The organism is Candidatus Halocynthiibacter alkanivorans (assembly GCF_003333265.1).
GTDB classification, from domain to species: Bacteria; Pseudomonadota; Alphaproteobacteria; order Rhodobacterales; family Rhodobacteraceae; genus Halocyntiibacter_A; species Halocyntiibacter_A alkanivorans.
Genome location: NZ_QOLB01000147.1, coordinates 1 through 2,882 on the forward strand (window position 1 = coordinate 1; position 2,882 = coordinate 2,882).

The following is a 2,882-nucleotide window of genomic DNA, read 5'->3' on the forward strand; positions in this document are numbered from 1 at the left end:
ATCGTGTCCTCTTGATCCTGATCGAAAGCTTAGTGGAAAGATACGCACGCAGGCCAATTCGAACATTTCATCAAACTATTCTCATCTTGCATAGTTTGAGCTATGCTCAGCGAACACATTCAAACCGTCTAGGAGAACCCATTGGATCTAAACTGGCTACGCGATTTCGAATGTCTTGCAAGGACGCGGAATTTCACCCGTGCAGCCGATGAACGAAACATCACACAATCGGCTTTTAGTCGACGAATTCGCGGTTTGGAAAGTTGGGTGGGGTTACCACTGGTCAATCGTGCCACTTATCCAGTGCAGTTGACGGAAGCGGGTCAACAATTCCTGCCCGCGGCGCATGGGGCGATTTCGCAACTGTCGGAAACGCGTCAATCGCTCCGTGATGCGGACAGGGGTGACAGCCGATTTATCCGTTTTTCGGTTCTTCACACCATTTCGGTCAACTTCTTGGCCGCTCGGATCTATGCTCTTCAGCGACAACTCCCTGACATGCGCACACGTGTGGTGTCCGATTCTTTGAGCACATGTTGCGAGCTTTTGGTCGAAGGCGCTGTGGATTTTATGCTGTGTTATTATCACTACTCCGTTTCGCCTACGATCGACGAATCGGCGTTTGTACGAAAGGATCTAGTAACCGACCGCCTAATCCCCGTCGCAGCTGCCAAACCGGTCCGTGACTTAGGTTGGGATCTGAACCGACTTGGCGGCCCGCCCATCCCGTATCTCGCCTATGAGCGCTCGTCGTTTCTGGGAATGGTTGTCGAAGCCACAGTAGATCGAAAACCGCTGAACGCCGAGATGATCCACGTGGACGGTCTGGTTGAATCCATCAAGCGCCGACTGTTGCAAGGAAGTGGTTTCGCGTGGATGCCCGCGACAGCGATTGTGGCCGAGCTTGCCGAAGGTGTGCTCGTGCCAATCGGCGATGACAGTTGGAGCACCAAGTTAACAATCTCGGCCTTGGCGAATCCGGCGACATTTGATCAGACGGCGGCGGCGCTATGGGACCTACTCTGAGGTGGTTGTTCAATCCCTCACTCGGGGTGAGGTGTCGTTGAAAACGCGACGATTGCGGTCACCAACAGATCAATCGTATCGACGACCTGCACGTCTGCCGCAACGCTGTCGGCGATGATCGAAAACTCTGAACACGCCACGAACTGCAGGTCCGCGCCCGCGATCTTGAGTTCATCCGAGGCCGTCCGCAGAGCGTTTCGTGTAGCGTCGGAGGGGCCTTGGGTCTTGATCGACCGGATCGCACGCAGCATCAGATCATCCCGTTTTGGCCAGATGACATTGAACCCGCGCGGCTCGAGAAAGGCTTCAAAGAGCTTGGTATGTTTCACCGCAGGCGAGGCAAGCGCCAACACGTCCCCCCAATCCAAGCACGCGGTCCGCGTGATCTGCGGCAAGTTCAACCATGTTCAACAGCGGAATATCAACCGCCTGTGTAATTGCCCCCGCAAAGTGATGAGCCGTGTTGCAAGGCATGGCCAGCGCCTTGGCTCCTGCATGTTGCAGGCGGCGCGCCATGTTGGCCAGCACCGGTGCCGGACTATCGCCAGTGCCCTCGATCAAATTGGCAATGCGCGACGGCACCTGCGGGTTCATATCGATCAAAAGCGGGATGTGATCGCGATCATCATCCGCCGGGATCGCCTCCACCAGCTTGCGCTGCAGGAGGATCGTTGCCTCGGGCCCCATACCACCAAGGATGCCAATGGTGCTAGGAGACGACAAAGGTCAGCTCGACACCCAGCGGCCGCTATGGTCAAACGTAAAGTCGTAGCCGCCCAGAGCCGCAGCTGTCCGCGCATCTGGTACTTTCTGCAACAGTGCGACCATCTTTTCTAAGCGGGCCAATTTTAGAGAGGTAATATCACCGACCCGGAAAACCGGTAAATATGGGGGAAATTGCCAGTTGTCTTCGTTACCAACTTGCACACTTGGAAAAGTTCGTTGCTGATTATCGAACGACTTGGACCGAATGAGTTGCAAGGCTTTAGTTGACGGGGCATGTCAGACCCATTGAATGGAAATACTCTAACTAGCCTAAGCGCGGACTTGCGGCGGAGTATTAGACCGACTGGTTTCGAGAATGTTTCAATGTCAGCTTTCACGGTCTAATATTAATGGTTCGCACACGCAGCGAAGGTCGGCTCTCCGCCTTTAGTGTCGAAATGTGCCTAGTGCAGCAATCGGACCACTTCCCCCTGCCATCACTGTCACGAACGGCCCATTTCTGCCGTTCGTGACCGCTGCGGCGACCGGCTGGTTTGAGCCCATTGAGACCAATGCTGCTACCGCAGAACTTGGTACCATGGGAGGGAATGCGTAAACGGAACAAAGCGCCCCAGTGGGCGCTGTCGTATTGATATGTGGGTGTCTATTTTGGTTGCAGGGGGCCGAAATCAGCGTTGCAGATTCCAATTGGAATGTAGCGTGCGCGGCAGATATTAGCTTCGGGTACAAAATGTCCGTCGACAGAGACTATGGGTGCGGTTCACATTGCAACAACCACGGGACAGGCGCGACTTGAAAGCCGTGCCGGATAAATTCTCTGGCAAAGCCTCTTGACCGTTCCATGCTTGTTTGCGGAGACCGGGTGTTGCGCCTTCATCTGCTGACAGCGCCTTGCGTCGCCTTTGCCTCCTCCAGAAGCCAGCTGATAAAAGACCGCAATCCAAGTGATTAGCTGCTCATGGTGATCAACGCAGCGAATGGCAGCACACCGCCCTTCTCGTCGAAATGTGCTTGGTGCAGCTAACGGACCACTTCCCTCTACACTAAGCGCTGACGTCAGACACGCAGAACCTCATGCCTGCTGCCTCAAGATTCCTGCATCTGGATGAATACGTGACTTGGCGCTGGCA

3 protein-coding genes are annotated in these 2,882 nt (G+C 54.8%); 1 reads left to right on the plus strand and 2 read right to left on the minus strand.

Features of this window, described 5'->3' with window-relative positions:
* The first annotated feature begins 141 nt into the window (after positions 1 to 141).
* A complete protein-coding gene (locus DWA01_RS19285) occupies positions 142 to 1,026 on the plus strand; it encodes a LysR family transcriptional regulator (protein WP_114287441.1) in 885 nt (294 codons plus the stop codon).
* A gap of 17 nt (positions 1,027 to 1,043) precedes the next feature.
* Here DWA01_RS19285 and DWA01_RS23740 read toward each other — a convergent pair whose 3' ends face one another.
* Positions 1,044 to 1,376 (minus strand): hypothetical protein, encoded by a 333-nt coding sequence (locus DWA01_RS23740; protein ID WP_235008624.1) that lies wholly within the window; start codon positions 1,374 to 1,376, stop codon positions 1,044 to 1,046.
* The gene (locus tag DWA01_RS23745) at positions 1,333 to 1,713 is read right to left on the minus strand and encodes an aspartate/glutamate racemase family protein (protein ID WP_235008625.1); all 381 of its coding nucleotides are present in this window, start codon (positions 1,711 to 1,713) and stop codon (positions 1,333 to 1,335) included. Before DWA01_RS23745 ends, DWA01_RS23740 begins: the two co-directional genes overlap by 44 nt.
* Positions 1,714 to 2,882 lie beyond the last annotated feature (1,169 nt).